Source organism: Microbacterium esteraromaticum, from assembly GCF_014084045.1.
In the GTDB taxonomy this organism is placed as follows: Bacteria; Actinomycetota; Actinomycetes; order Actinomycetales; family Microbacteriaceae; genus Microbacterium; species Microbacterium esteraromaticum_D.
On sequence record NZ_CP043732.1, the window covers coordinates 1,207,035 to 1,232,257 of the forward strand.

Annotated in this window: 25 protein-coding genes and 1 tRNA gene; 9 read left to right on the plus strand and 17 right to left on the minus strand. The window is 69.5% G+C overall.

Annotation, left to right across the window (positions count from 1 at the left end):
• Positions 1-44: 44 nt before the first annotated feature.
• From FVO59_RS05815 to FVO59_RS05830, 4 genes are all read right to left on the minus strand, one after another.
• Positions 45-1,427: an FtsW/RodA/SpoVE family cell cycle protein gene (locus FVO59_RS05815; protein ID WP_182255602.1), complete on the minus strand. Its 1,383-nt coding sequence runs from the start codon at positions 1,425-1,427 to the stop codon at positions 45-47.
• The gene (locus tag FVO59_RS05820) at positions 1,424-2,722 is read right to left on the minus strand and encodes a PP2C family protein-serine/threonine phosphatase (RefSeq protein ID WP_182255604.1); all 1,299 of its coding nucleotides are present in this window, start codon (positions 2,720-2,722) and stop codon (positions 1,424-1,426) included. The genes FVO59_RS05815 and FVO59_RS05820 overlap by 4 nt, the downstream gene beginning before the upstream one ends.
• A gap of 14 nt (positions 2,723-2,736) precedes the next feature.
• Positions 2,737-3,228: an FHA domain-containing protein FhaB/FipA gene (locus tag FVO59_RS05825; RefSeq protein ID WP_182255606.1), complete on the minus strand. Its 492-nt coding sequence runs from the start codon at positions 3,226-3,228 to the stop codon at positions 2,737-2,739.
• A gap of 106 nt (positions 3,229-3,334) precedes the next feature.
• Positions 3,335-4,027 (minus strand): FHA domain-containing protein, encoded by a 693-nt coding sequence (locus FVO59_RS05830; protein ID WP_182255608.1) that lies wholly within the window; start codon positions 4,025-4,027, stop codon positions 3,335-3,337.
• 199 nt (positions 4,028-4,226) lie between these two features.
• On the opposite strand from FVO59_RS05830, the gene FVO59_RS05835 reads away from it, so the two are divergent.
• Positions 4,227-4,310 (plus strand) — tRNA-Leu (locus FVO59_RS05835).
• A 237-nt stretch (positions 4,311-4,547) separates the two neighbouring features.
• Here FVO59_RS05835 and FVO59_RS05840 read toward each other — a convergent pair.
• The 7 genes from FVO59_RS05840 to FVO59_RS05865 form a co-directional block, all read right to left on the minus strand.
• Entirely contained in the window at positions 4,548-4,865 is a 318-nt protein-coding gene (locus FVO59_RS05840; protein WP_182255610.1) for a DUF7882 family protein, read from the minus strand.
• A gap of 50 nt (positions 4,866-4,915) precedes the next feature.
• A complete protein-coding gene (locus FVO59_RS05845; protein ID WP_182255612.1) occupies positions 4,916-5,737 on the minus strand; it encodes a shikimate 5-dehydrogenase in 822 nt (273 codons plus the stop codon).
• A gap of 17 nt (positions 5,738-5,754) precedes the next feature.
• Positions 5,755-6,519 (minus strand): carboxylate-amine ligase, encoded by a 765-nt coding sequence (locus tag FVO59_RS05850; RefSeq protein ID WP_259363521.1) that lies wholly within the window; start codon positions 6,517-6,519, stop codon positions 5,755-5,757.
• Entirely contained in the window at positions 6,516-6,812 is a 297-nt protein-coding gene (locus FVO59_RS16390; protein WP_259363467.1) for a glutamate-cysteine ligase family protein, read from the minus strand. The genes FVO59_RS05850 and FVO59_RS16390 overlap by 4 nt, the downstream gene beginning before the upstream one ends.
• A 93-nt stretch (positions 6,813-6,905) precedes the next feature.
• Positions 6,906-7,079, minus strand: coding sequence for a CsbD family protein (locus tag FVO59_RS05855; RefSeq protein WP_182255617.1), 174 nt, complete (start codon positions 7,077-7,079; stop codon positions 6,906-6,908).
• A 133-nt stretch (positions 7,080-7,212) separates the two neighbouring features.
• Entirely contained in the window at positions 7,213-8,697 is a 1,485-nt protein-coding gene (locus FVO59_RS05860) for a hypothetical protein (RefSeq protein ID WP_182255619.1), read from the minus strand.
• The gene (locus FVO59_RS05865) at positions 8,694-9,653 is read right to left on the minus strand and encodes a hypothetical protein (protein ID WP_182255621.1); all 960 of its coding nucleotides are present in this window, start codon (positions 9,651-9,653) and stop codon (positions 8,694-8,696) included. Before FVO59_RS05865 ends, FVO59_RS05860 begins: the two co-directional genes overlap by 4 nt.
• A 552-nt stretch (positions 9,654-10,205) precedes the next feature.
• Here FVO59_RS05865 and FVO59_RS05870 point away from each other — a divergent pair.
• Positions 10,206-10,412, plus strand: coding sequence for a cold-shock protein (locus tag FVO59_RS05870; protein WP_110555044.1), 207 nt, complete (start codon positions 10,206-10,208; stop codon positions 10,410-10,412).
• Between the two features lie 93 nt (positions 10,413-10,505).
• Here the strand turns inward: FVO59_RS05870 and FVO59_RS05875 are convergent, their stop codons facing one another.
• From FVO59_RS05875 to FVO59_RS05885, 3 genes are all read right to left on the minus strand, one after another.
• Positions 10,506-11,174 (minus strand): HAD hydrolase-like protein, encoded by a 669-nt coding sequence (locus tag FVO59_RS05875; protein WP_182255623.1) that lies wholly within the window; start codon positions 11,172-11,174, stop codon positions 10,506-10,508.
• A gap of 79 nt (positions 11,175-11,253) precedes the next feature.
• Positions 11,254-11,949, minus strand: coding sequence for an endonuclease NucS (nucS, locus tag FVO59_RS05880; protein WP_182255625.1), 696 nt, complete (start codon positions 11,947-11,949; stop codon positions 11,254-11,256).
• Positions 11,950-11,958: 9 nt separating this feature from the next.
• Entirely contained in the window at positions 11,959-13,182 is a 1,224-nt protein-coding gene (locus FVO59_RS05885; protein ID WP_182255627.1) for an MFS transporter, read from the minus strand.
• 70 nt (positions 13,183-13,252) lie between these two features.
• Between FVO59_RS05885 and FVO59_RS05890 the strand changes: the two genes are divergently transcribed.
• The gene (locus FVO59_RS05890) at positions 13,253-14,332 is read left to right on the plus strand and encodes a LacI family DNA-binding transcriptional regulator (RefSeq protein WP_182255629.1); all 1,080 of its coding nucleotides are present in this window, start codon (positions 13,253-13,255) and stop codon (positions 14,330-14,332) included.
• A gap of 32 nt (positions 14,333-14,364) precedes the next feature.
• Here FVO59_RS05890 and FVO59_RS05895 read toward each other — a convergent pair whose 3' ends face one another.
• The gene (locus FVO59_RS05895; RefSeq protein WP_182255631.1) at positions 14,365-15,180 is read right to left on the minus strand and encodes an aldo/keto reductase; all 816 of its coding nucleotides are present in this window, start codon (positions 15,178-15,180) and stop codon (positions 14,365-14,367) included.
• Positions 15,181-15,287: 107 nt separating this feature from the next.
• Here FVO59_RS05895 and FVO59_RS05900 point away from each other — a divergent pair, with 107 nt between their 5' ends.
• Genes FVO59_RS05900 through mnhG form a run of 6 tightly spaced genes read left to right on the plus strand, consistent with a single transcriptional unit; the run spans position 15,288 to position 21,582 of the window.
• Entirely contained in the window at positions 15,288-18,206 is a 2,919-nt protein-coding gene (locus FVO59_RS05900; protein WP_182255633.1) for a Na+/H+ antiporter subunit A, read from the plus strand.
• Positions 18,206-18,805 carry a Na(+)/H(+) antiporter subunit C gene (locus FVO59_RS05905; RefSeq protein WP_182255635.1) on the plus strand — a complete coding sequence of 200 codons (600 nt, stop codon included), beginning with the start codon at positions 18,206-18,208 and terminating at the stop codon, positions 18,803-18,805. Before FVO59_RS05900 ends, FVO59_RS05905 begins: the two co-directional genes overlap by 1 nt.
• Positions 18,802-20,355 carry a Na+/H+ antiporter subunit D gene (locus tag FVO59_RS05910; protein ID WP_182255637.1) on the plus strand — a complete coding sequence of 518 codons (1,554 nt, stop codon included), beginning with the start codon at positions 18,802-18,804 and terminating at the stop codon, positions 20,353-20,355. The genes FVO59_RS05905 and FVO59_RS05910 overlap by 4 nt, the downstream gene beginning before the upstream one ends.
• Entirely contained in the window at positions 20,355-20,921 is a 567-nt protein-coding gene (locus FVO59_RS05915) for a Na+/H+ antiporter subunit E (RefSeq protein WP_182255639.1), read from the plus strand. Before FVO59_RS05910 ends, FVO59_RS05915 begins: the two co-directional genes overlap by 1 nt.
• Positions 20,918-21,187 (plus strand): MrpF/PhaF family protein, encoded by a 270-nt coding sequence (locus tag FVO59_RS05920; protein WP_182255641.1) that lies wholly within the window; start codon positions 20,918-20,920, stop codon positions 21,185-21,187. The genes FVO59_RS05915 and FVO59_RS05920 overlap by 4 nt, the downstream gene beginning before the upstream one ends.
• Entirely contained in the window at positions 21,184-21,582 is a 399-nt protein-coding gene (gene mnhG / locus FVO59_RS05925) for a monovalent cation/H(+) antiporter subunit G (protein WP_182255643.1), read from the plus strand. Before FVO59_RS05920 ends, mnhG begins: the two co-directional genes overlap by 4 nt.
• Positions 21,583-21,806: 224 nt before the next feature.
• Here the strand turns inward: mnhG and FVO59_RS05930 are convergent, their stop codons facing one another.
• Positions 21,807-22,568: an alpha/beta fold hydrolase gene (locus FVO59_RS05930; RefSeq protein WP_182255645.1), complete on the minus strand. Its 762-nt coding sequence runs from the start codon at positions 22,566-22,568 to the stop codon at positions 21,807-21,809.
• A gap of 9 nt (positions 22,569-22,577) precedes the next feature.
• Positions 22,578-25,220, minus strand: coding sequence for a penicillin acylase family protein (locus tag FVO59_RS05935; protein ID WP_182255647.1), 2,643 nt, complete (start codon positions 25,218-25,220; stop codon positions 22,578-22,580).
• Positions 25,221-25,223 lie beyond the last annotated feature (3 nt).

Sequence of the window (25,223 nt, forward strand, 5' to 3'; positions counted from 1 at the left end):
CGGTTCCTGAGCGAGGAGCGAAGCGACGGGTCGAAGGGCTTTCGTCATCCGATCACCACCCGGGGCTGGCGGCGCACCGCGTCGCTGATGCGCAGCAGCAGCGCGACGATGAGCCAGTTGGCCACAAGCGACGAGCCGCCCGCGGCGAGGAACGGAGTCGTGAGGCCGGTGAGCGGGATCACCCGGGTGACGCCGCCGACCATGATGAACACCTGCAGCGCGATGGTGAACGACAGGCCGGTGGCGAGCAGCTTGCCGAAGTCGTCCTGGCCGGCCATGCCGATGCGCAGGCCCCGGCTCACGAACACCATGTACAGGCAGAGGATCGCGAACAGGCCGACGATGCCGAGCTCCTCGCCGAGGCTGGGGATGATGTAGTCGCTGTGCGCGAGGGGTGTGATCTGCGGGCGTCCCTTGCCCCAGCCGGTGCCGATCAGCCCGCCGTGGGCGAGGCCGAAGATGCCCTCGACGAGCTGGTAGCTGCCGCCGTCGCGCGCGATGACATCGGGGTTGAACGCGTCGATCCAGTTCGTGAACCGGCGCTGCACGTAGGCGAGGATGCGCGTGGCGAGGAATGCGCCTGCGGCGACGCCGGCGAGACCGATCAGCACCCAGCTGGTCTTGCCGGTCGCGACGTACAGCATCGCGATGAACATGCCGAAGATCAGCACGCCGGTTCCGAGGTCGCGCTGGGTGACGATGATCAGCAGCGAGATCAGCCACACCACGAGCACCGGTCCCAGCTCGCGCATGCGCGGCCAGGTGATGCCGAGGAACCGCTTGCCCACCGAGGTCAGGCTCTCGCGGGTGCGCACCAGGTAGCCGGCGAAGAAGATCGCCAGGCAGATCTTGGCCAGCTCGCCGGGCTGGAACGAGAAGATGCCGCCGAGCGAGACCCAGACGTCGGCGTTGACGCCCCTGGCGCGCAGTCCCGGGATGAACGGCAGGATCAGCAGCACGATGCCGGCGAGCCCCGAGATGTACGTGAACCGGTAGAGCACGCGGTAGTTGCGCAGCGCGATGACGATCGCGATCGCGCCGGCCAGCGAGATCGCCGTCCAGGCGAGCTGCTTGCTCGAGAACATGTCCCAGCCGGTGTAGTTCTTGGCGATGTCGATGCGGTAGATCATCGCGATGCCGAGCCCGGTGAGCACGGTCGAGATGGGCAGCACGAACGGGTCGGCATCGGCTGCCACGACGCGCAGCACCACGTGCAGCGCGAACACGAGCACGGCGAGCCCGCCGCCGATCACGAGGATCATCGGGTCGATCCGGTCGAGCGCCCCGAGCTGCACAAGCGTCAGAGAGGCACCGGAGATGAGCAGGGCGAAGAGCAGCAGCCAGAACTCCCGGTTGCGCTGCTTCTGCGGCATCCGGATCTTCTTCAGCGCCTTCAGCACGCTGGTGTCGGCCGAGACGGCGGTCATGGCGTCGGCACCTCCGTCGTGGCGGTCGGGGTCGGAGTCGGATCGGGTCGCACCGGCTCGATGGGCAGCACCATCTTCGCGAGTCGGTCGGTGATGGCCTCGGCGTCTGCCAGCGAGCGGGCGTTGATCGTCCGCTCGACCGATGAGCGCTGGTACGACTGCAGGTCGGCGAGCAGGATGCCGGTGTCCTTCACCTCTGTCGACAGCGAGAAGGGTCCGATGCTCTGCTGCACGCCGCGATAGATGACGACGCTGTCGTCGTCGGCGCCGACGAAGTAGCGGGTCTGCGTCCAGTTGTAGGCGATGAACCCGGCGCCGACGAGCGCGAGCACAGCGAGGAACAGGGCGAAGAGCCACGCGAACCGGCGACGTCTGGCGCGACGGCGGTCTTCCTCGATGATCTCCTCGAAGTAGTCGTCCGAGTCGGGCTCGAAGTGGCTCGGCTCGTTGGCGGCCTGCAGCACGGGGTGCAGCCATCCGGTGAGCGACGGTCGCGGTGCGGGTACAGGGAGGTCGGCGGGGTTCGATGCCGCGCCGACGATGGTCGGCGTGCCCGACGAGAGGGGATGCGCGCCGCCCACGTCGACGAGCACGATCGTGACGTTGTCGGGGGCGCCGCCGTCGAGGGCCTGCTTGAGCAGGTTGTCTGCGGTGCGTCCTGGGGCGAGCCCGAGTCGCATCGCCTTCGCGATGTGCTCGTCGTCGACGACGCCAGACAGGCCGTCCGAGCACAGCAGCCAGCGGTCGCCGGGCTGTGTCGGCATGACGAACATGTCGAGGTCGGGCGCGATGTCCATGTCGCTGAGCACGCGCATGAGCACCGAGCGGCGCGGGTGGTACCTGGCCTCCTCCACCGTGATGCGGCCCGAGTCGACGAGTCGCTGCACGAAGGTGTGGTCGGTGGTGATCTGGGTGAGCGCGTCGTCGCGGTACAGGTAGATGCGCGAGTCGCCGATGTGCCCGATCACGGCGTGGTCGTCGACCATGACGATGGCGCACAGGGTGGTGCCGAGACCGGCGAGCTCGGGTCGCTCCTTCGAGGCCCGCACCAGGTCGGACGCCGCGGTGGTCGCCGCCGCCTGCAGTTCGGCCTGCGCGTCGTCGGTGGAGGAGTACGCGTGGTCGAGGGCTTCCATGCGGCTGACGGCCATCGTCGAGGCGACGTCGCCGCCGGCATGCCCGCCCATGCCGTCGGCGACGACGAACAGGTTGGCGCCGGAGTAGCCGGAGTCCTGGTTGTTGGAGCGGACCTTCCCGGTGTGGGAGATCGCGGCGCTCGAGCCCTCGAAGACCATCTCGGTGCGGAGCCTTACGATCGCAGCTCGAACGTCGTGGCGCCGACCTTGATGGGCGTTCCGATCTCTACCTGTGTGGGCTTGTCGCCCAGGCGGCGGCCGGCGAGGTAGGTGCCGTTGGTGGAGTCGAGGTCCTGGATGGTCCAGATGTCGCCGCGCTTGGACAGGCGGGCGTGGTGGCTGGAGGTGTAGTCGTCGCGGATCACGAGACCCGACTCGCTGGAGCGGCCGATCGAGAGCGAGTCGGCTGAGCCGAGCGGCACCTCGAGGCCGGTCTTCGGGCCGGAGGTGATGATCAAGTGGGTGGGGGTGCGGCTGCTGGAGGTGCTCTTCGACGGCTGCGGAGCGGGTGACGCAGCCGGCACGGCGGCCGCCTCGCCGGCGGGCATCTTGCGCACCCTGACGCCGAAGAGATCGGCACGCAGCGAGTAGACGACGCCGAACACGAAGAACCAGAGCAGCACCAGGAAGCCGATGCGCAGCAGCAGGAGCACCAGTTCGCTCATCGGGTGGCTCCTTCTGAACGGAAGGTCAGGAGACCAGCCGGTTCCTGAGCGAGCGTAGCGAGCGCCATGCTGAGCGAGCGTAGCGAGTCGAAGTGGCGAAGGACGCTCATTGGACAGCACCTCGTCGGGGGTTCGCGGTCACCGGCACGACGTGGAAGGTCAGCTCGGTGCGGCCGATCGTGAACGATGTGTCGGGTGCCAGGGCGATCTCGCGGATCTTCTGCCCGTCGACCTTGGTGCCGTTCGTCGAGCCCAGGTCGCGCAGCATCCCCCGCTCGCCGTCCCAGAGGATTTCGGCGTGCCGACGGCTGGAACCGGCATCGGAGATGGTGATGTCGGCGTCGCTGCCGCGTCCGATCACGGTGCGGGCGCTCGTGAGCGGGTGGCGGCGGCCGTCGATCTCGACGACGCCCTGCCACTCGACGCTGCCCTCGACTGACGACGAGGTGACCCGCACGACGCCGGTGGCCACGCGCTCGTCGGCCTCGGTCGCGATGTGCAGCGGTCCCGCGAAGCTGTAGCCCTGCGTGCGGGCGTGCGAGGTCAGCAGCGCGAACAGCTCGTCGTGCAGCGCCCGCCCGAGGGCTCGCATGCGCTCGTGATCCTCAGGGCTCAGCCGCACGAGGTAGTCGCTGGGTGTGATGATGCGGTCGCGGCTGACCACGGCCGCGTTCGTGTCCGCCTCGCGCCGCAGCGCGGAGGCGATCTCGACGGGTTGCACGCCGCTGCGGAAGGTCTTGGCGAACGCGCTGTTCACAGCGCGTTCCAGACCTTTCTCAAAGCTGTCAAGTAGTCCCACGGGGTTCCTCTGGCATGCCGACCGGTAGCGCCATCGTATCCATCCGGGCTGAGTATGCACCTGCGGCGCGTCTTTCGGCATCGGATGCGGCACGTCTCACGATGGGCGCCGCGTGACGCGCGCGGAGTGTGCGCCGGCTACGGACCACACGCTGAGGCATGTTAGTCTTGACAGGTTGAGTTCTTCGGAACGAGACGATGCGCGAGTGGCGGAATAGGTAGACGCGCTGGCTTCAGGTGCCAGTGCTCGCAAGGGCGTGGGGGTTCAAGTCCCCCCTCGCGCACAGAATGAGCAAGGCCCCGGATCGAAGATTCGGGGCCTTGCTCATTCTCGTGCCCGAGGAGGGCACCGTGGAGCGCTGGGCCCCACGCGGCCGGAGGCTCCGCGCGCCGCCCAGCCTGCCGAATGCGAGTCGAACTCGGCGACGAGGCGGCGGGCGGAGTGGCCGCGAGGGACTCAGGTCCCCCCTCGCCCGGGCTCTTGTCGGAGCGTCGGCGCTCCCGAGTGCCGTCGTCCTGGTTCAGACGGCCTCTGCCGGCGCGGGCAGGTACTCGTCGAGCACGAGCTCGCCGCTCGCGTTCAGCGCGGTCATGATCGCCGAGATGCGCTCGGGCTCGATCGGCGGCAGCGCAGGCACGTCGAACCCGAACTGCAGTGGGATGGCCGGATGCACCCAGATGGTGGTGCGTGCGTCTTCCGCGTCGTCGGTGCGCAGCCAGGTCATCAGGAAACTCTCGTTGCGCCGCAGCTTCGTGCCCATGACGATCTTCAGGTGCGCCAGTGTCGAATCGTCGATGGTGATCGGCGCCGCGGTGCCGTCGTACCTCAGTCTTCCCATACTGGATGATAAGCCGCCGACACCACCCGCGGGGATGCTTCTGACGCCGATCAGCCGCCGGCCCGCATGAAGTCCTCGGCCGCGCGCACCTGCCCGTCCGAGGGTCGGATTCCGGTATACAGCACGAACTGCTCGAGCGCCTGCCTGATGGCCACCTCGGCGCCGGTGATGACGGTCGCTCCCGCCGCCCGCGCGGCGCGGATCAGCGGCGTCTCTGCGGGCAGCGCGACGACGTCGAAGGCGACGGATGCCGCCGCGATCGCCGCTGCAGGGAACGACAGCTCATCGGCATCCGCTCCCCCTGCCATCCCGATCGGGGTGACGTTGACGATCACGTCGGCCGTCTCCTCCCCCGGCTCCGATCGCCACGCGAACCCGTACAGATCGGCCAGTGCGCGACCCCGCTCCTCGTTGCGCGCGACGATCGTCACACGCTCGAATCCGGCGTCGCGGAACGCGGCGGCGGTGGCCTTCGCCATGCCGCCCGATCCGCGCAGCAGCACCGACGATCCGCGAGACAGGGCGTTCTCGTCGATGAGCTGCGCGATGGCGGAATAGTCGGTGTTGTACGCGGTGAGCACTCCGTCATCGTTGACGATCGTGTTGACCGAGTCGATCGCCGTCGCCGAGGCGTCCATCCGGTCGACGAGGGCGATGACGTCCTCCTTGTAGGGCATCGAGATCGCGCAGCCCCGGATGCCGAGCCCTCGCACCCCGGCGATCGCCTGGCTCAGGTCGGCGGGTGCGAAAGCCTTGTAGATCCAGTTCAGCCCGAGCGCCTCGTACAGGTGGTTGTGGAACCGGGTGCCGTTGTTGCTCGGGCGGGCCGACAGCGAGATGCACAGCGTCATGTCCTTGTTCAGCATGGTCACGCGATCAGGCTAGACCGTCACCACTCGCGGTACAGGCCGCCCAGCGCCTGCACTCCCCCCGACTCGTAGGCCCGCAGCTGGCGCTGCGACCCGGTGCCCTCGGAGCGCAGGCGCGAGAGGTGCTCGTCGACGAACTCCTCGTCGCCCTGTTCGGCCACGGCGTCGCGGATGCCCTGCATCATCCGCTGGGTCGCCGACCAGGCGTCTTCGATCCCGCCGTCAGGGGTGAACAGGCGCGCCTGCATGCCGTGGCGCGCGGCCAGCCACAGCGACGCGTCGAGCTCGGCCGGCGGAGGGACGGCGTCCGGCAGGTCTTCGGCCACGACGATCGCGCGCATCAGCGACGCGAGCAGCAGCGCGTCGTCGACCCGGAGCTGGGCGTCGGCCACCCGCACCTCGACGGTGTCGAAGCGCTCCGACAGCCGCACCGCCCACGACGTCGATCCTCGCGAGGGCAGCAGGCCGATCGTCACCAGCTGCTCGACCGTGCGGTGGTACTCGTCTGCATCGCAGAACTCGGGTGGCGCCCACGACACCGGCAGCCGGCGGATCAGCACGCTGCGCCAGCTCGCCAGCCCCGACGTCACCCCGTAGCTGAACGGCGAATTGGCGCTCAGCGCGAGCAGCACAGGCAGCCAGGCCCGCACCCGGCGCAGCGCGCGCACCCGCTGCTCGTCGCCGAACACCTCGACGTGCACGTGCAGACCGTTGACGGCATGCTGCCTGGTGAGCTGCCCGAGCAGCGTCGACACGTCGTCATAGTGCTTCGAAGGCGAGATCAGCGGGGCCCCCGACTGCGTGAGCGGTGCACCCGTGGCCGCGACGAGCGCGTTCTCGGGGCGAGATCGGCGAGCATACGGCGCATGGCGGCGAGCTGCGAACCCGCCTGCTCGAGCGTGCGCACCGGATCGGTGGCGCACTCGAACTGGCACGTCAGGTACTCCGAGGTGACCGAGCCGCCGCCGGGGGCGGGACCCTTCACCCGCTCGACGATCTCGCTGCCTGACAGCGGCACGAGGGCCGATGCATCGAGCAGCAGGAACTCCTCCTCGATGCCGAATCGTGTGGCATCCATCGGCCCCTCCTCTTTCGTGTGCGTGCGCTGATACGACAAGCGCCGCCGACCCGGGGGTCGACGGCGCGCTGTCGGTCGTCACGGCCGCGAAGACTACTTGTCGAAGGCGTCCTTGACGTCGTCGCCGATCTTCTTGGCGTCGGCCTTCACCTGATCGCGCTTGCCCTCGGCTTCAAGGCGCTCGTTGTCGGTGGCATCCCCGATGCCCTCCTTGGCCTTGCCGACGAGCTTCTCGGCGTTGTGCTTGGCATCGTCCATGGCTCCCATGTCGTTCCCTCCGTTCGGGGCGGGTCACCGCCCTGTCTGACGTGGAGATGCCAGCGTGTCATCGGAGTACCGATTCGAGCCAAGGGATTGACAGGCGCCGCGGCTCGCGTTAGCGCGGACGGGGTTCGGGATGCTACTGGCGAGCCAGCCAGTCTTTCCAGGCCTGCTCGCTGAAGCGCGGGTCGTCGACGATCTGGATGAGGTTCTTGTCGAGCGCTCGGGCGCCGTCGAGGGCGAGCTGCCACGGGTCGCCCCCGTTCTCGGCGAGGAAGAGGTAGTACGACCCCGCGGCGACGTACGACAGCCAGGCGTCGTCTTCTGAGAACGTCTCGTCGTCGAGCGCCGCGGCGCCGTGCTCTGCAACCAGATCCTGCACCTCCCAGTAGCCGAGCCAGTTGCGCTCGGTGAGGCCGGTGCGCAGCTCGATGTAGGTCGCGAAGCCCTCGTACGCGGCGATCGGGGGCTCGTCGAACGAGGTCAGCGGAGCGGCCGCGTAGTGCAGACCGTGCGCGAACTCGTGGGTGAACGTGGCGAGGCGGTGGTCGGCGCTGAGCGGACCCATCACCACCTGCACTCCCGAGGTAGATCCGCCCACGGCGATGTCGGACTCGAAGAGATCGGAGCGCGACGCGGGTCGCTGGGTGGCCTGCGCGTACGCCGCGACGCCGAGGTCGTCGGCCTCCTCCTCTCCGCCGTACCAGCGGTTCATCCGCTCGGCCGAGTCGGTGATGCCCGAGACGAACCCGGTCATCGGCACCGCGCCGCCCAGGTCGGCGATCGCATCGATCGCCTTGACGGCCGCCTTCTCGGCGGTGTCGGCCTGGGCGTCGACCAGTGCCGCCTCGTCCTCCATCCCGTACAGCACCACGTGATCGCGCGTGGCGACGTGGATGGGGCCCTCATCCCACGGCATCGACGTCCAGGGCTCGAACGACGATATGCGCAGCTTCTCGCCCGAGCCCGTGGTCGTGATGTCGTAGCCGAAGCCCTGCGTGAGCCGGTAACCGGCGTCGGCGTCGCCGCTGCCGCGCAGCGGGCGTGCGGAGAAGGCCAGCTCGGCGCCGACGAAGGCGCCCTCTCCCCCGGTGCTGCCAAGGGCGGGAACGATGTACGCCGTCTCCCAGCCGATCTTCGTCGTGTTGTCCCACCAGAGCGCGAGATCGTCGCGGGCCTCTTCGGTCGCGTACGAGAGGAACCTCTCTCGATCCTTGTCGCGCAGCGCCTCGTTCATCGACACCCAGGCGTGCGGCAGTCGGACCGAGTCCGGCACGTAGTCGGGCAGCCAGGGCGACTGAGGATCGGGATCGGTGAAGTCGGCCACGGGGCCGGATGCCACGGCCGCCGGCCATCGTGGTGCCGCCCACGCCGCGCTCGCCGCGACGACGAGTGCCGCGGCGGCGACGATGAGGACGGGCGCGAGACGACGGCGCGGCACCTGCGGGGTGTGCGGTTCGGGGTGCCCGATCGGTTCGGGGTGGCCGGTCGGTTCGGGCTGGCCGATGGGGTCGGGGTGGCCGGTCGGCTCGGGCTGGCCGGTCGGGTCGGCATCGGCGAGCGGGTCGGGGTGCCCGGTCGGCTCAGGACGATCGATCGGGTCGGGGGTTCGCGGATCGGTCATCGCGCCCCCAGGTCCTCGATGCGCACCAGGCGCGTGGCGGACTCGTCGTCTTCGGTGCCCACCGCGGCGAAGGTGAGCACATAGCGATCGGCCACGAGATACTGCGTGAACGGCGCGCGCAGTGCGTGCATCGCATCGCCCTCGACGCGCATCAGCTCAGGCGGCATGGTCGCCGGATCGGTGTCGTCGATGGCGGGGAACGCGGCGATCAGGGCCTCCCGATCGATCCCCTCGGCCAGCACGTCCGCGCCGTCGTCCGCGCCGAGGAAGCAGCTCGAGGTCAGAGTGGCGTCGATGCGCGCCTCGTCTGAGATCTCTGCGAGAGCGCGGGCAGGGGTCTCGCACGCGAAGTCGTCGGCGGGGTTGCGCGCGTCGGAGACGAGATCGGATGCTGCGCGTGCACCCCGCTCGTCTGCCGCGGGAAGCGTGATGCCGGTGACCCGCCACGGGCCGACCGCCGAGGGAGTCTTCTTCGCGTCGGCGCGCTGAGGCACCGCGGAGTCGTAGTAGAACGGCCTGGTCAGCCACACCCGCTGGGGAATCGACGCCGTGCCGCGCTCGCCGAGGATCCGGTAGCGGTAGCGGATGGTCACCATGGCGCTCGCCGTGTCGCTGCTCTCGAGCGTTCTGCCGGCGAACCGCAGGTCGCCGGTGGTGTACGAGGCGGTGAGCTGCAGGGCATCCGCCGTCTGCTCCTCCCCGACCACCGGCGCGCCGATCGGCGCCACGCCGTGCAGCATGGGGCTCGCCAGGTCGCGCCAGTCGGGGTCGCCCTGTGTCGCGTCATCGAGGAAAGCCCGGAGCGCGGCCTCGGCGTCGCGACGTGCTCCGTCGCGCAGATGGCCGGGCAGCAGAGCAGCCGTGGCGACCGCGAGACCGGCGACGACGACGCACACGATCAGCAGCGCGGTGGTGCCGCGCGTCCAGGCGCGACGACGCGGGGGGACGGTGGGCATCGCACTCCTCGGCCAGGCGGGTGACGCCAGCGTACTTCGCCTCGGCGAGCGAGCCGAAACCTGCCGACATGAAGCGGCTCGGAGAGGGTGTCAGCCTCACTGTGCTGACGATCCTCTCCGAGCCTGCAATCCCCATGAGGTCCTTCAGGTCTTGCCCTGGAGGAGCGTGCGGTGGGATCTGATCGCTTGTTCCCCGAAATCCCCTTTCGGTGACGGCTACTCCCCAGTTTCCGACGATCTCCGCATGCAACCGGCCCTTTGCCTGTGCCTCCCCAGAAGGCAAGGCGAGGGTGCCGCTCTCATCATGACACCGAATCGTCGATTTGTCCCCCATATGGGGGACAAATTTCTTGGAACCTGTGTATGCTGGACTCTGACGCACCCTCCGGTCGTCTTCGGCCCCACCGCTCCCCCGCGGTGGGGGCCATCCACATTTCATGCAACATTTGCATCACCTTCTGCTCCGGCCTGTTGACGGAAGGGTCGCCTGGGATAGCGTTAGCGCAGTCGGGGCATCCTGCGTCGGCATAGCAATCAGCAGAACGGCAGTAAATGAGCACCCAGGGCACGGTCAAGTGGTTCAACTCGGAGAAGGGCTTCGGCTTCATCTCCCCCGATGACGGAGGCGCCGACGTGTTCGCGCACTACTCCGCGATCCAGTCCAACGGCTACCGCTCGCTCGACGAGAACCAGCGCGTCGAGTTCGATGTGGCGCAGGGTCCCAAGGGCCTGCAGGCCGAGAACATCCGCCCTCTCTGAGGCGGGTTCCGAACTCCCCGGTGCTGAACAGCACCGGGGAGTTCTGCGTTTCAGGGCAGCCGGCGCCGCCGGTGCGCACCGGGCCGCGGCCGCTCAGCCGAGCAGCAGGGCGTGCAGCTCTGCGGCGTCGGCCACACGGGCCTTCGCGCCCTCGGCCTCTGCGGGCCGGCCGAATCCCCATTCCGAGAAGATGACCGGGATGCCGTGCTCGGCGGCACCGTCGACATCGTGGTGGCGATCGCCGATCAGCACCGGGTGCGAGACGTCGGCTCCGGCGGCACGCAGCCGCTCGAGCGCCTGGGCGATCACGAAGGACTTGCCGTCGTGGTTGCCGATCATGCCGACTCGCGCGCCCGAGACCGCGGTGAACAGCGGCGACAGCTCGTAGTGATCGAGGATGGCCTGCACCTGGTTCTCCGGCTTGGTGCTGGCGGTCGCCTGCGGGATGCCCGCGGCGTGCACGGCACGCAGCACATCGGCGACGCCGGGGTAGAGGTCGACCGATGCGGCGTACCCGTCTGCGGCGGCGAGGCCGCGGTACCGCGTCACCGCCTCCTCCGCCTGCACGGCGTCCATCCCGGCACGCAGCTGGAACGACTCGAGGATCGGCGGACCGATCCAGAGCGACAGCGCGTCGGCATCGGGCTCGGGCAGATCGTACGAGGCGAGCACCTGCCGGAGGCGGGGCAGGATGCCGGCGGATGCGTCGGCGATGGTCCCGTCGACGTCCCAGAGGATGCAGGTGTAGGTCGAAGACGGCATGTGTCCAGCCTATGCCGCCTGCGAGTGCCCTCGTTCCAGGAGATACGGGCGGCTGGTCGCCGTGACGGATCGAGAGCGCTCAGAACAGGCGGGGGATGCCCGACTCGATGCCCTTCATGCCCTCGTAGTCGAGCACGACGCAGCGGATGCCGCGGTCTTCTGCCAGCACACGGGCCTGCGGCTTGATCTCCTGCGCGGCGAAGACGCCCGAGACGGGGGCGAGATGGGGATCGCGGCCGAGCAGCTCGAGGTAGCGGGTGAGCTGCTCGACTCCGTCGATGTCTCCCCTGCGCTTCACCTCGACCGCGATGGCGGCGCCATGGGCATCCCGCACCATCAGATCGACGGGGCCGATCGCGGTCGGATACTCGCGACGCACCAGCGTCGCGCCCTCGCTGATCAGGTCGACCTGCTCGGCCAGGAGGCGCTGCAGGTCGGCCTCCACGCCGTCCTTCTGCAGACCGGGGTCGATGCCGAGCTCGTGCTGGGAGTCGTGGATGATCTCGTAGATCTGCACGCGCAGCGCGTCGCCCGTCTTCTTGTGGGTGACGCGCCACACCTCGATGACGCCGGCGCTCGCCTCCTCCTCGCCCGGGACCTCGGGGGCGAGCGAGCACGGCGGGCTCATCCAGTTCAGCGGCTTGTAGCTGCCGCCGTCGGAGTGCACGAGCAGACTGCCGTCGCCCTTGTGCACCAGCAGGCGCGTGGCGAGGGGCAGGTGGGCGTTGAGTCGACCGGTGTAGTCGACCGAGCAGCGGGCGATGACGAGACGCACCCGACGAGCCTACTTCGTCGTCACGGGCTCGCCGGCGCGGAGCGGCCTGGCGGCCGATGAGAACAGGCCGGACATGATCACGAGCGCGACGAGGATGAACAGCGTGTTCAGCAGGCCGAAGTGCTGGCTGATCAGCCCCAGCACGGGAGGGCCGCCCAGGAACGCGATGTAGCCGATGGTCGCCGCCGCACTCACGCGCGCCGCGGCCTTGGCGGGGTCGTCGGCCGCAGCCGACATGCCCAGCGGGAATCCGAGCGAGGCGCCGATCCCCCAGAGCACGGCGCCCAGCAGCACCAGCGGCAGGCTGGGGGCGAGGATGAAGAGCAGGATGCCGGATGCCGCGGTCACGGCCAGCACGCGCAGCACCGCCACCCGGCCGAAGCGATCGACGAGCGGACCGCCGAAGAGCCGCACCACCGTCATGCCCACGGAGAACACGGTGAGGGCGAGCGCGCCCATGCCGGCCTCTGCCCCGTGGCCCTCGACGACGCCGAGGGCGATCCAGTCGTTGGCGCCGCCTTCGGCGAACGACATGCCGAGCATGACCACGCCCAGCGCGTAGGTGCGCGGTTCGCGCCAGGCCTCGAGCGCGGTGTGCACACGTTGGCGGAAGGGCGCCTTCTCGTCTGGGGCGGGGTCGAGGGCCGCCTCGCGCACAGGCACCTGGAAGAAGCAGACGACGGCCGCGGCGATGATGATGGCGCCGATGATGCCGGCGTGCGTGGCGACGTCGAGGTGCAGCAGCGCCGCGCCGGCGCCCGCACCGGCTCCGATGACCGTGCCGAAGCTGAAGAAGGCGTGGAACACGGGCAGGATCGTGCGGCCCATGTGCTGCTCGATGGCCGTCGCCTCGACGTTCATCATCACGTCGACGGAGCCGTTGCCGAAGCCGAACAGCACCAGACCCGCGATCACGACGGGCACCGACCCGAGCACGTCTGTGCCGAGGCCGATCAGGATGACGCCCGACCCGAACACGGCCATCCCGATCAGCATCCCCAGGCGCGCGCCGGTGCGGGCCATCACGATCGGCCCGGTCGAGATGCCGACGATCGACGCGATGCCCATGCCGAGCAGCAGCAGGCCGATCTGCGCCTTGTCGATCTGCAGCGCCGCGGCGATGCTCGGCACGCGCGAGGCCCAGGTCGCGATCGACAGACCGCTGGCGAGGAAGATCGCGAAGATGGCGATGCGCCAGCGCACGAACTGGGAGCGGGTGAGAGCGGTGTCCATCCGTCCATCGTAATCGAATCGATTCGATCCGCGTGAACCCGCGGCGAACTCATCGGGTTATCCTCGGATCATGAGCACGGGAGCGCGACGAGCGACCATCGCCGACGTCGCGCGCGAGGCAGGGGTGTCGACCTCGACCGCCTCGGTGGTGTTCAGCGGCAAGGTCAACGTCGCCGACGCGACGCGTGAGCGGGTGCTGTCGGCCGCGGCCGCGCTGGGCTACACCGGACCCGACCCGCGCGCGGCCTCGCTGCGCACCGGACGCAGCGGGATCGTGGGCGTCGTGCTCGGGGGAGAGCTGCGCCATGCCTTCCTCGACCCCGTGACGACCGCGATGATGGACGGCCTGACGGATGCCCTGGCGTCGATCAGCGCGGGCATCCTGCTGCTGCGCGACGACCCGCGGGAGGACGAGCCGCCGCCCATCGCCGACGCCCCCGTCGATGCCGTCGTGCTGATCGGATGCTCGACGCGCACCCGCGAGGTGCTCGAGGTGGTGCGGCAGCGCGGTCTGCCGGTCGTCGTGATCGAGGGCGACGCCGGAGACGACGTGCCGCAGGTGTCTCTCGACAACAGAGAGGCGAGCGCCGCCATAGCCCGAAAGGTATTCCAGCTGGGGCATAGACGCGCGGCGACGATCACCCTTCCCCTGGACTTCACACGCGAACGCGCCGCGATCACCCCCGACCGGGTGGCGGAGGCCACCGTGCCCGTCACGCTCGACAGGCTTGCCGGGTTCTGCGACGTGTTCCCCGTCGGCGCGGGGATCACCGCAGCCGGCAGCCTCGTGGACGAGGGCTACCTCGCGGCGCGGATGCTGCTCACCCGCGACGATGCCGAGCTGCGCCACGACAGGCCGACCGCCATCGTCGCGCAGAGCGACCTGCTCGCCGTCGGCGCGATCCGCGCGGCCGAGGAGCTCGGCCTGCGCGTCCCCGACGACCTCACGGTGGTGGGCTTCGACGGCATCGCCGCAGACGGGCTCGGCTCACTCGTGCTGACGACGATGGCGCAGCCGGCTCTGGCCAAGGGCAGGGCGGCGGGGGAGCAGGTGGCCCGGATGCTCGAGGGCGAAGAGGGGCGGTCCGTGCACTTCACCTGCGAGTTCCGCGCCGGCGAGACGGCCGGCCCGCCGCCCGCGGCCGACTGACACCGGGGCCGACCTCGGGCGCCGTGCATGCCTCAGAGCATCTCGAGCGGCACCGGATGGCGGGGAGCAGGGAGGAGCCGGTCGATCTCGGCCAGCGCATCAGCCGGAAGGGCGAGATCGAGCACGGCCGCGTTCTCCTGCGCGTGGGTCACCGAACCCGCCTTCGGGATCGCCAGCACGTCACCCTCCCGGATGACCCACGCCAGCACCAACTGAGCGGGGGAGAGGCCGAGTTCGGCGGCGAGGTGCGTCAGGTCGGGGCGATCGAGGAGCCGGGACTGCTCCAGCGGTGAATATGCCATCATCGGCATGCCCAGCGAGCGCAGCAGCGGGAGGAGGTCGAGCTCCGGCCCGCGGCGGACCGGGTTGTAGAGCACCTGATCGGTCGCGCATCCGCTCGGCAGCTCGGCCATGTCATCCGGATCGAGGTTGCTCACGCCCCAGGCGGCGATGTCGCCGTCGCTCTCGAGCCGCTCGAAGGCCGCCACGGTCTCGTCGAGCGGCACCGAGCCACGCCAATGGAGCAGATACAGGTCGAGCCGGTCGGTGCCGAGCCGCCGCAGACTGCCCTGCACCGCTCGACGCACGCCGGCCGCCGACGCGTTGTGCGGCAGCACCTTGCTGACCAGGAACACCTCGTCGCGGCGCCCGCGGATCGCCTCGCCGACGAGGTCCTCCGCGCGGCCGTCGCCGTACATCTCGGCCGTGTCGATGACGGTCAGCCCGGCATCCAGCCCGGCGCGGATCGCCGCGATCTCGTCGTCGCGACGCGATGCCTCATCGCCGACGAACCAGGTCCCGATGCCGATCGCGGGCACCGTCGGACCGTGCGGGAAGTGAACGCTCATGCGCTCAGATTACGATCCGCCGCGCCGAGGGGCGTGGACGCCCCCATAGAATAGAGAGACATCGCCCGCCTGTGCCGCAAGGCCTCGACGAGCCCGAGGAGCCGCTTATGCTGTTGCTCCTCGCCGTGTTCCTGGCAGGGTCGATCATCCTCCCCCTCCTCGTTCGCTGGCTCGGAGCACAGGCGTTCGTGCTCGGCGCGCTCGTCCCCGCCGCCGCGTTCGTGCACGCGCTCACGCAGACGCCGCAGGTGCTGGACTCCGCGGATGCCCCTTATGAGGCATACAGGTGGATCCCGCAGCTCGGCCTGAACCTGTCGATGCACATGGACGTGCTGGGCTGGGTGCTGACCCTCATCGTCACCGGCGTGGGTGCGCTCGTCCTGCTCTACTGCCGCTGGTACTTCCACGACGACGGACGTGACGTCGGTCAGTTCGCCGGCGTCCTGCTGGGCTTCGCAGGAGCGATGTACGGACTCGTGCTCACCGACGACCTGGTCATGCTCGTCATGTTCTGGGAGCTCACGAGCATCCTCTCGTATCTGCTGATCGGCCACTACCGGCGCCGTGCCGCCAGCCGACGCGCCGCCCTGCAGGCGCTGCTGGTGACGACGCTGGGCGGGCTCGTGATGTTCGTCGGCGTGATCCTGCTGGTCGTCGACGCCGGCACCTCCAGCATCCGGGAGCTGCTGGCCCTCGCCCCCACCGGTCCGCTGGTCGACGCCGCGATCGTCATGCTGCTCATCGGCGCGATCTCGAAGTCGGCGCTGTTCCCGTTCCACTTCTGGCTTCCCGGCGCCATGGCGGCGCCCACCCCGGTGAGCGCGTACCTGCACGCCGCCGCCATGGTGAAGGCCGGCATCTACCTCATCGCGCGTTTCGCGCCGATCTTCGCGCTGTCGGCCCCGTGGCGCCCGATCGTGATCACCCTCGGCGTGCTCACGATGCTGCTCGGCGGCATCCAGGCCCTGCGCGAGACCGACCTCAAGCGCATCCTCGCGTTCGGCACGGTCAGCCAGCTCGGCTTCTTCGCCGTGGTCGTCGGCTACGGCACCCCGGCGGCTGCACTGGCCGGACTGGCGCTCGTGATCGGGCACGCGCTGTTCAAGTCCGCGCTGTTCCTCATCGTCGGCGTGATCGACCGACAGCTCTCCACGCGAGACATCGACGAGCTCTCCGGCGTCGGACGCCAGGCGCCGGTGATGACCACCGCGGCCTTCATCTCGGTCGCCTCGATGATGGGCGTCGCCCCGACGATCGGGTACGTCGCCAAGGAGTCGACGCTCACCGCCCTGCTCGAGGACGCGCAGCACGGCTCGGCATGGGGCTGGGTCGCGCTGGTGGGGGTCACCCTCGGCGCGATCCTCACTGCGGCGTACGGCTGTCGGTTCCTGTGGGGCGCGTTCTGGCGGAAGAAGGATGCCGACGGCGTGAGCATGCCCGAGACGGCCTGGCCGGATCCGCCCGTCGGGTTCCTCTCCGCCCCGATCATCCTCGCCGGCCTGACGGTCGGCGCGGGCATCGGAGCTCCTGCGATCGATGTCGCGCTGCAGGGCTACGCGAAGACGCTCGGTCCGCAATCGCCCGGCCACCTCGCGCTCTGGCACGGCCTGGAGCCGGCGCTGCTGCTGTCGATCGGCGCGATCGTCGCGGGCATCGGGGTGTTCGTGCTCAGCATCCGGACCCGCTGGGACCGCCGCCGGAGACTGCTGCGCTTCACCGCCGCCGACGCCTACTACCTGGTGATGCGCGGGGTCGACCGCCTCTCGGTGCTGACGACGAGCGTCACGCAGCGAGGTTCGCTGCCGCTGTACGTCGGCACGATCTTCATCGTGCTGCTGGCGGCCGAGGCGACCGCGCTCGTCGCGGCGATGCCCGACCGCATCGCGCTCTCGGCCTGGCACACCCCGGTGCAGATCGTCGTCGCACCCGTGATGGCCGTCGCGGGCATCGTCGCCGTTCGGGCCCGCAAGCGCTACACGGGCGTCGTTCTGGTCTCGGTGACCGGCCTCGGCATGGTGGTGCTGTTCGCGACCAGCGGCGCCCCCGACCTCGCGCTCACGCAGATCCTGGTCGAGACCGTCACGATGGTGACCTTCGCACTCGTGCTTCGCCGACTGCCCTCGCGCATGGGCGAGCACAACGCATCGGTCGGCCGGATCCCGCGCGCGGTGCTCGCGGTGGGCGTCGGCGTCGTGATGGCCCTCGTCGCCATCGTCGCGACCCAGGCGCGCATGTTCGACCCGATCTCGCTCGACTTCCCGCAGCTCGCCTACGAGCTCGGGCACGGCAAGAACGTCGTGAACGTCGCCCTCGTCGACCTGCGCGGGTGGGACACGATGGGCGAGCTGAGCGTGCTCGTGCTGGCCGCGACGGGTGTGGCATCCCTCGTCTTCGTCACCCACCGCGCCGACCTGCTGTCGGCGACCCGCGATCTGCCCGAGACCGCACGGCGCTCCACCGCCCGCCGGCCGCTCGTCGAGACCGATGAGGGCCTGCGCTTCCAGACGGCCGAGAACAGCGGCGCGCCGCGCGCGTGGCTGGTGAGCGGACAGCAGGTGAAGGCCGAGAACCGCTCGATCCTGCTCGAGGTGATCGTGCGCGTGCTGTTCCACACGATCATCCTGGTGTCGATCTACCTGCTCTTCGCCGGCCACAACGGGCCTGGCGGCGGCTTCGCCGGGGGGCTGGTCGCCGGCATGGCGCTGGTGATGCGCTACATCGCCGGCGGACGCTGGGAGCTGGGCGCCGCCGCACCCACGGATGCCGGTCGACTGCTGGGCGCAGGACTCGCCGTCGCCGTCGGCGCCGCGCTGCTGCCGCTGTTCTTCGGAATGGCGCCGCTGCAGAGCACGGTGTGGGAGGCCGAGGTGCCGCTGCTCGGCCACCTCGAGTTCGTCAGCTCGACCGTCTTCGACGTCGGCGTCTACCTCGTCGTGATCGGGCTCGTGCTCGACGTGCTGCGCAGCCTCGGTGCCGAGGTCGACCGGCAGGCGCTGGAGATGCGCAGCCGCGGGGTGGTGATCTGATGGACGTCTCGATCACCCTCATCTTGATCATGGCCGTGCTGTTCGCAGCCGGGGTCTACGCGATGATGGAGCGCAGCCTCACCCGTGTGCTCATCGGGTTCCTGCTGCTCGGCAACGCCACCAATCTGCTGCTGCTGATCGTGATGGGCGTTCCGGGAGCCGCCCCGTTCTACGGCGAGGAGGGCGTGGTGAGCGATCCGCTGCCGCAGGCCCTCACGCTGACCGCCATAGTGATCACCTTCGCCGTATCGGCCTTCCTGCTCGCGCTGATCTACCGCTCGTGGCAGCTCGGCCAGGCCGACACCGTCGAGGACGACCTCGGCGACATCGCGGTGCGCGAGCGCACGGATGCCGAGGAGGAGCTCTTCGACGACGAGTCGACGCTCGAGGAGGAGGAGGCGACGACCGACTTCGTCGGCGTCACGACCGCTCCGATCACGGTGCTGCACATGCGGGACCACCCCGCGATCGACGACGACGCCCCCGTCGACATGGCGGACCGCCCCGCATCGGAGGCCCGGCCGCGCCGCGACGACGAGGACAACGGCGACGGGGACGACGACGGGGGCAACGGCGACGGGAGAGGGGATCGCTCATGAGCGCGCTCGTTCCGCTCATCGTGATGCTGCCGCTGCTCGGCGCCGCCGTCACGCTCATCTTCGGGCGCAACCCCCGCCTGCAGGTCGTGGTCACGACGGGCACCCTCGTGGCGGTGTCGATCATCGCAGCGGTGCTGCTCGCGGCCGTGGACGCCGCAGACGAGCCCTTCGCGGTGTCGGTGGGCGGCTGGCCGGTGCCGTTCGGCATCATCCTGTACGTCGACAGGCTCGCCGCGCTGCTCGTGCTGATCTCGAGCATCGTGCTGCTCGCGGTGCTGCTGTTCTCGATCGGTCAGGGTGCCGCTGACGGCGCCGAGGAGACGCCGATCTCGATCTTCAACCCGACGTACCTGATCCTCGCCGCCGGCATCTTCGACGCGTTCATCGCCGGCGATCTGTTCAACCTGTACGTCGGCTTCGAGATCCTGCTGGTCGCCTCGTACGTGCTGATCACACTCGGCAGCACCGAATCGCGCATCCGCACCGGGGCGGTGTACATCGTCGTCTCGCTGGTCTCGTCGATCCTGTTCCTCGCCGCGATCGCGATGATCTACGGCGCGGTCGGCACGGTGAACATGGCCCAGGTCGCCGAACGGGTCGCGCAGTTGCCGCAGGAGACCCAGCTCGTGCTGCATCTCATGCTGCTGATCGCCTTCGGAATCAAGGCCGCGATCTTCCCGGTGTCGTTCTGGCTGCCCGACTCGTACCCGACGGCTCCCGCGCCGGTCACAGCCGTGTTCGCGGGCCTGCTGACGAAGGTCGGCGTGTACGCGCTGATCCGCACCGAGACGCAGCTGTTCGCGAGCAACGACATCAACACCCTGCTGCTGATCGTCGCGCTGGCGACGATGGTGATCGGAGTGCTCGGCGCGGTCGCCCAGGCTGAGCTGAAGCGGATCCTGTCGTTCACCCTGGTCAGCCACGTCGGGTACATGATCTTCGGCCTGGCGATCGCGACCGAGAACGCCATCGGGGCCACGGTGTACTACATCGTGCACCACATCGTCGTGCAGACCACTCTGTTCCTGGCCGTCGGGCTCATCGAGCGCAAAGCGGGCAGCACGTCGATCCTGCGGGTGAGCGGGCTGATGAAGGCGGCCCCCGTGCTGGCGGTGCTGTACTTCGTCCCCGCCATCAACCTGGGCGGCCTCCCGCCGTTCTCCGGGTTCATCGGCAAGGTGGCGCTGTTCGAGGCGGCCGCCGGCGTCGGCACGCCGTTGATGATCGTGCTCATCTTCGGCGGCATCCTGACCTCGCTGCTCACGCTGTACGCGCTGATGCGCGCCTGGAACCTCGCGTTCTGGCGCGAAGACGACGGCGCCGCCGAGAACGACGGCCGCATCGAGTACCTCGGCAACGCCCCGGCCGCCGACGAGCAGGGCGAGACGCGCGAGATCCCCGGGATCATGACGTATGCCACCGCGGGCATGGTCACGGTGACCATCGCCCTCACCGTGTTCGCCGGTCCGCTCTACGCCCTCTGCGACCGCATCGGGGCCGGTCTGCTGAAGCCCGTCACCATCGAGCAGCTCGACGAGGGGGCGCACTGATGCGTGAGACCCGCCGCCGAATCCTGCGCGACATCGTGCTGCAGCTGCCGTTCATGCTGTGGCTCGTGCTGCTGTGGCTGCTGCTGTGGCACCAGTTCACCCCGCTGGCGGTGGTCACGGGCATCCTGGTGGCGGTCTTCGTCACCCGCGTGTTCCGGCTGCCGACGGTCGAGCTGGTCGGACGCGTGAACGCGTGGCATTCCCTGGTCTTCATCGTGCGCTTTCTCGGCGCGGTGGTGATGGGCGCGGTTAGCGTGACGGTGCAGGTGTTCGACTTCCGGCGACAGCCGGGGTCGGCGATCATCGAGGTGCCGCTGCGGTACGCCGACGACATCGTCACCACTCACGTCGCGGTGACGGCATCGCTGATCCCCGGGTCGCTCGTCGTCGAGAGCGACCGCGACCGACGCATCCTGTATCTGCACGTGATCGGCGTGCGCGACCGCGACGACGTCGAGCGGTTCCGCGCCGAGGTCCTCGGCTGGGAGCGCAGGATCGTGCGCGCAGTCGGGACGCCGGAGCAGTATGCCGCTCTGAAGGCCGACGAGTCGGGAGGCGCTCGATGAACCCGCTGCTCATCGCCATCCTCGTCGTCTTCGGCCTCGCGGCCATCCTGTGCGTGGTCCGCATCATCCGCGGCCCGTCGATCCTCGATCGCACCGTGGCCTCGGACGTGCTGCTCACCGAGGTGATGTGCGTGCTGGGCGCCGACATGGCCATCAACGGCCACACCCGCAACATCCCCGTGATGCTGATCATCGCCGCGGTGGGCGTGTTCGCCTCCATCTCGGTCGCCCGCTACGTCGCTCGAAGGGACAACACGACGCCATGACCGTGACATCCTTCCTCGAGATCGCCCTGCCGGCGCCGGTGGCCGAGACCATCGCGCTGATCCTCGTGCTGCTCGGCGCGATCCTCTGCCTCTCGGCCGCGGTCGGCCTGCTGCATTTCCGCGACGTGCCCAGCCGGCTGCACGCGGGCACCAAGCCCCAGGTGCTCGGACTGGTGCTCATCTGCCTCGCGATCGCCATCTCGCAGCGGACCATCGGCGGCATGCTGCTCGGGCTGGTGATCGTCATCCCGGTCATCCTGCTGCAGTTCGCCACCGCGCCGCTGTCGGCCCACATGGTCGGCCGGCAGGCGTACCGCAACGGCACGATCCAGGCGCACAGCCTGGTCGTCGACGAGTACGCCGAGTCGAAGCAGACCCCGCCTGCCGCCGGCTGAGCGGGCCGCCGGCTGAGCGGGCCGCCGGCTGAGCGGGCCGCCGGCTGAGCGGGCCGCCGGCTGAGCGGGCACGCCGCGTTCGCTCGCGCGCCGCCGTCGGCATGATGCACGGATGTCGGTCGGATGCACGGATGTCGGTCGATTCCGCGGGATTCAGCCGACATGCGTCCGTTTCGCCGACATGTGTGCAGGTCGGGCGACGCGCCGGGCGAGCCGGGCCGCGGTCAGAGGCTGCGGACGAAGTCCAGGATCGTGTCGGCGGCGCCGCCCGAGTCGCTGATCAGCGTGCCGTGGCCGTGATCGGGTATCTCGGCGAAGCGGGCATCCGGAACCATGTCGAGGATCTCGCGGCACCACTTCATGGGCGCGAGCGGGTCGCGCTGGCCGCGGACGACCAGCACCGGCACCCTCACGCGGGGATACGCGTTCTCGGGCCGGTGCACGATCGTCGCGCGCATCTTGCGCACGAGGTTCGGGCCGCCTCGCAGGTACTCGCGGGCACCTCGCCACAGCACGACCGGACGCTCGTGCAGCAGATCCCAGAGCAGGTACCCGGCCTGGGCCCGGATGCTGCGCGACGCGCTGTTCACGGTGGGACCGGCGAGCACGAGCGCCGAGACGACGTCCGGATGCCTGACCGCGACCTCGGCGGCGATCTGACTGCCCATCGAATGGCCGACGATCACTGCATCGGAGATGCCGCGACTGCGCAGGTACGCGGCGACGAGGTCGGCGTGCCGCTCCATCGTGAGAGTGCGCGGCGGCTCGGGCGCCTCGCCGAAGCCGGGCAGATCGAGCCCGATGATCCGGCCGTCGAGATGAGTGGTGAGGTCGAGGTAGACGCTGCGGCCCATTCCGATGCCGTGCACCAGCACGATCGGGTGCGGCCCGCTGCCGAAGTCCTCGTGGATCACCGTCGCCCCGGCATGGGTGAACTCGCCGATGTCGGCTGAGGTGCCCTCTGGCGCGAGCAGTCGTTCCGGCATCCCTCTACGCTACCCGGCGGGGGTGAGCACCAGCCGGTCGACGGTCGCCTGGGCGATCGCCTTCTTCGAGAAGGCCCACGGCTTCTGAACGCCCTTCGCCCAGTCGCCGGTCTGGTCGGTGTAGTGCGCGTTGAAGGCGTGGCCGCTCGCGCCGGTGAGGTGGTTCCACGTCGAGGCGTCGAAGTCGTCGAGGTCGATCACCATGCGCATCGACGGCACGGTGACGGTGGCGTACGACTCCCCGAGCTCCCAGCCGGTGGCGTTCACGACCGATGCTCCGCCTCCCACGGCATAGGGTCCGCGGTTGAAGAGCATCTCGACGGGCGCGATGCCCGACGTGCCGAGGGTGGAGTGGGTCAGCGAGAGGGCGTGCAGGTCGCCCCAGCGCCAGGCGGTCACGTCTTCTCCCTGCAGCTCGGCCAGTTCGTCGTACGCCTGGTCCGCCGACAGCGCGAGCATCGACTCCATGCCGTCGACGTCGAGTCGCTCGTTCGTCCACAGCGGGTCGGCGTCGTCTTCGAGCATCGCTCCGACCACCGTGAAGAGGCGGCCCTGATCGCCCACGGGCATCGGCACCTCGCGCTCGCGGAACACGTTGCGCACCAGGTTCGACCAGAGCACGTTGGCATAGGCCGCGGCGGGGGAGCCCGGCGCGTTCTGGGCATCCCAGGTGCGCAGCAGGGCGATCGCCGCCTTCGGGCCCGTTCGCTCGACGGGCACGGTGTCCATGACAGCGGCAAGTTGCTTGCCGATCCACATCTCGTCGTCCATCTGGATCTCGCGCATGTCCTGTGCGGTCAGGGGAGCAGCCGCCGCGCGACGCTCGATGAGGTGGGCGATGCGCGCTGCGCGATAGCCGTAGTCCCAGTCCTTCGAGAGGAAGTAGTCGTAGTCGTCGTCGACGATCGCGTTGTTGGCCGTGACGATGTAGCCCTCGGGCGGGTTGTACGACACCGGCAGCTCGTCGAAGGGGATGAAGCCCTTCCAGTCGTAGCTGCTGTCCCAGCCGGGCTGCGGCAGGGTGCCGTCGCCGGCTCCGCGGATCGGGAGGCGCCCAGGGGCCTGGTAGCCGATGTTGCCCTCGAGATCGGCGTAGATGAGGTTCTGCGCGGGCACATCGAACAGGGATGCCGCACGGCGGAAGTCCGTGAAGTCCTCTGCGACGTTCATCGCGAACAGGGCGCTGGAGGTCGTGCCCGGGTCGAGCGCCGTCCAGCGCAGGCTCACAGCGCTGTCTCCGGCGGGTATCTCGGGTGCTCCTTCGAGGGGGAGCGGTGCGTCGCCGACCTCGACGACCGGGTCGTCGCCGATGGCGGTGAACTCGTCGGTGAGCCCGGAGATGATCGGTCCGTGCGCGGTGCGCCTGATGGTGAGCGGCACGTCGTCGCCGCCGGCGACCTTGATGACGTCCTCCTCGATCTCGAGCGGGGCCAGCGCCCCGTCACGCCAGTACGAGTCGCCGTCGATCTTCTCGATGTAGAGGTCGGCGACGTCGGTGGTGAGGTTGGTGAAGCCCCAGGCCATCTTCGCGTTGTGCCCGATGACGACGCCGGGCATGCCGGAGAACGAGAATCCGCCGACGTCGAACGGACACGCCTTGCTCACCTCTCGGCACTTCAGCTGCACCTGGTACCAGACCGACGGCAGCGCGGCCCCGAGGTGCGGGTCGTTCGCCAGCAGGGGCATCCCGCTCTGCGTCAGATCGCCCGAGACGACCCACGAATTCGATCCGATGCCTTCTCCGCCGCCGCCGAGCAGCATGCTCGCGGCCTCGATGACGCTGTCGGCCTCCCGCCACTCGACGGTGCGCAGCGCATCGGTGACCTCGGGCCGGGTGCCGGCCGAGTACGACGCGGGGGCAGCATCGGTCGACACCGGCTCCACGGTGGAGATCTCGGGCACGATCACGGGGTTCTGCTGGAACGGGTAGTCGGGGTAGATCCTCTTCACGAGCTCGCCGGTCTGCTCGGTGGTCTCTCCGGCGGCGGCGAGCTCGGCCGCGAGCAGCGCTCGGTCGGTCTCGTCCTCGATGTTCGTGCGAAGGTCCCAGGCCATCGCCTTCAGCCACGCGACGGAGTCAGCGGGCTCCCACGGCTCGGGCTCGTAGTCGGGGTTCTGCATGCCCAGGACGGCGTACTCGAGCGACAGCTCGGCACCAGAGCGCGTCGACAGGTAGGCGTTCACGCCGTCGGCGTACGCCTGGTAGTAGCCGAGGGTCTTCTCGTCGAGTGCCTCGACCTCCTGCTCGGCGGTGGCCCGCCAGCCGAGGGTGCGCAGGAACTTGTCTGTCGCCACCTGCGATGCGCCGAACATCTCGGAGACACGACCAGAGGTCACGTGGCGGCGGAAGTCCATCTCGAAGAACCGGTCCTGGGCGTGCACGAAGCCCTGTGCGAAGAGCAGATCCTCGGCCGTGGACGCCGTGATGGTCGGGATGCCGCGGTCGTCGCGCTGCACCGTCACCGACTTCTCCAGGCCCTTCAGCGGCACCTCGCCCGAGGTCTGCGGGAAGGACCGCTGGATCGTCCAGGTGACGAAGAACGCGGCTGCGACGGCGACGACGACGAGGCCGGCGATGACGAGGAACGCGATCCTGCCGACGCGCGCAGCGAGGCTTCGGGGTGGTGCTGCAACAGGGAAATCAGTCGTCATCGG